Origin of the sequence: Anabaenopsis arnoldii, from assembly GCF_028331025.1 — a bacterium.
GTDB classification, from domain to species: Bacteria; Cyanobacteriota; Cyanobacteriia; order Cyanobacteriales; family Nostocaceae; genus Anabaenopsis; species Anabaenopsis arnoldii.
Window position 1 is genome coordinate 1 of sequence record NZ_JAQMUH010000027.1, and the last position, 2,941, is coordinate 2,941.

General features: G+C 40.6%; 3 protein-coding genes. All 3 read left to right on the forward strand.

Features of this window, described 5'->3' with window-relative positions:
• The first annotated feature begins 217 nt into the window (after window positions 1–217).
• Window positions 218–1,102, forward strand: a complete 885-nt coding sequence (locus tag PN457_RS02065) for a 4-hydroxybenzoate solanesyltransferase (protein ID WP_271730990.1) — start codon at window positions 218–220, stop codon at window positions 1,100–1,102.
• Between the two features lie 303 nt (window positions 1,103–1,405).
• On the forward strand, window positions 1,406–2,356 hold the full coding sequence (locus tag PN457_RS02070; protein WP_271730992.1) for a hypothetical protein: 951 nt from the start codon (window positions 1,406–1,408) through the stop codon (window positions 2,354–2,356).
• 132 nt (window positions 2,357–2,488) lie between these two features.
• The gene (locus tag PN457_RS02075; RefSeq protein WP_271730994.1) at window positions 2,489–2,695 is read left to right on the forward strand and encodes a hypothetical protein; all 207 of its coding nucleotides are present in this window, start codon (window positions 2,489–2,491) and stop codon (window positions 2,693–2,695) included.
• The last annotated feature ends 246 nt before the right edge of the window (window positions 2,696–2,941 follow it).

The window sequence follows — 2,941 nt, forward strand, 5'->3', positions numbered from 1 at the left end:
ACATAAGAACCTACAATTATTACACAGACATTGCCATGACAAGAAGACATCCACTGATGGAAGTCTTGTAGGTATTCATGACAAAAACCATATCACTGAGGAGCCGTATGAAGCGAAAGTTTCACGTACGGTTTTGTAGACAAGTCGGTTGGGTGACTGACCGGCTTAGTTTAATAGATGTGTGAATTCATCCATCTCAAGTTATGACTTGATTTATATGCTGAATCCTTACGAACGCAAACAGGAACCTGTATGGCTGACTATTATCCGCCTTTTGCGGTGGGATAAACCAGAAGGACGATTAATTTTAATGATTCCGGCTTTGTGGTCTGTATTTTTAGCCGCATCAGGAAAACCGCCTTTACCCTTGGTCGGGGTAATTATTTTGGGTACTCTAGCTACTAGTGCAGCTGGTTGTGTGGTTAACGATTTGTGGGATAGGAATATTGACCCACAGGTGCACAGAACGCGCGATCGCCCCTTGGCTTCCCGGGCTTTGTCTGTTAAAGTCGGGATTGTAGTGGCTGTGGTTGCTTTAGGATGTGCCGCAGTACTCGCTTCTTATCTTAACCCCTTAAGTTTCTGGTTGTCTGTAGCTGCTGTACCTGTAATTCTGCTTTATCCAGGTGCAAAGCGGGTATTCCCCATCCCCCAATTAGTTCTCTCCATTGCTTGGGGTTTTGCGGTTTTGATCAGTTGGAGTGCTGTAACTACAGATATTTCTTTACCCACTTGGCTACTCTGGGGCGCTACTATATTCTGGACTTTGGGGTTTGATACCATTTACGCTATGAGCGATCGCGAAGATGATCGCCGTATTGGGGTAAATTCTAGCGCTTTATTCTTCGGTAATTATGCCCCTTTAGCTATTGGTATTTTCTTTGCTCTGACAGTTATATTACTGGTATATCTAGCTGTATTAACACAATTGGGTTTTTTCTTTTGGATGAGCGTAGTTATTGCTGCTATTGGCTGGATTTGGCAATATTTCAGTTTAATCCAGGATAGCCTACCCAATTCTGTATATGGTAAGATGTTCAGTCAAAATGTCTGGATTGGTTTTATTTTACTTGGGGGAATGATTGCTGGTTCTCTGGTTTAAACCATTTTTGTGGGTTCTCGGAGAAATATCACTCCTCCTCTGAATATTAATTTTTTATACATCTACAGTTTGCCACATTGACTTGGCAAACTGTTTGATTATATACTTCTGCCTATAGAAGGCGGCTGTCCATGGAGAAGATACAACCCTAAAACTGCATCAGTCAAGAAATTTGAGGTTTTGACCTACCCAGAAAATAACTCACGGGTAAAAATTGTCTTGAGTTGCTGCATAATTAAACGGTGAAATTGTCTGTGGTGAGCAGAAACTGCAAGGTTAGTTATTAGGTGAGGAGTAATGATCATGAGTGGACTGAAATTAAAATCTGTAGCAAGTTTGACATTAGCATCTGCTTTGGGATTTGGGGTATCCACAAGTCAACCAGTATTATCCCAAGAAGTAATTGCTACATCTCAACCGGGTGAAATAAATTCCGTAGAGGGAACCTTTTCTCACAGCGCTACTGACTTACAACCCATAGCGCAAACACCTATTGATTTAAATCAATTCTGTAGGGATTATCCCCTCAACTCTCTGTGTAGTCAAATTACTCCCCCTTCCTCAACACCTAGTAGCGCTCCCATAGAAGTTAGACCCACAGAACAAACAAGCCAATCTGCGGGAGGTAAAAAGAGTGGTTGGGCAATTACTCCAGAAATTGGTACTCTAGGTTTAGGAGGATCTGTAACTAGGTCAATAACTCCTAATTTTAATGCCAGGGTGGGGATAAATACTTTTAGTGTAGGGGCTGATATCACAGAAACTGATGTCACCTATGAAGCTGATCTGAGCTTGTCGAATATTTCCACTCTAGTTGACTACCACCCGGCAAAAAATTCTGGCTTTCGTTTGACTGGGGGTTTAGTCTTTCAAGATAATAAACTCAAGGGAACTGGTAGACCAACAGCTGGCACTAATACTATTACAGTTGGTGAAGATACTTACAACGTTGATGTTTTACGATCAGTTGATGCTGAACTTAGCTTTGCCAATAGTGTCGCACCTTATTTAGGTATTGGCTGGGGAAATGCCGTTCAACGGGGTAAAGGCTTGGGGTTTTCTTTTAATTTGGGTGTGATGTTCACCGGCTCACCAAAAGTAGATGTTACACCTGAATTCGGTACTGATGCCACTCCAGATATAAGGAATCAAATCAACACCAGTATAGAGAAGGAAAAAAACAACCTAGAAAATGATCTAGATTGGTTAAACATATACCCTGTGCTTTCCCTGGGCATATCATACCAGTTTTAACATTGCTGAGTGTAAACTTGGCAAAAACATTAAACTTCATTACAGATTAAGAAGTTAAGCAAAACAATGTGATAAGTTCTGATGATATAAAGGCACAGCCACACCAACTAAGAGAAGGAGAACCAAGTGACAGTGGAATCAAATGTCTCAAGGGGCGCAGTTGTACAAAATGAAGACTTCAGCGAATATGTTGCCCATTTGCAACTTCATATGACTCTACAAGCGCGCAATCTGGTTCCCCCTCTCAAAGAGACACTTTCACTTGAAGATAGCCGAGAGCAACTGCTGCACCAAACTCAAGCCAACTTTGAGAAGCTAATTTCCCGCAAAGGGTGGTAAAAAAACAGAAATTTTCGGCATTTTTGTTATAAAACAAAAGCAGATATGTTGGGTCAATACGAAAGTGGCGCTCATCAGGTCTGCTTTTTTGGTATTTAGTTACGAGTCTACAATAATTTAATGAATTTATAGTCATTTATGTACATTTGTAGTATAATATAATTATGAATGTACGATCATTAAATGAATGAAACTATCTGATTATGCAAAAAAGGTAGGGATAAGTTATAGAACTGCGTAGGGATA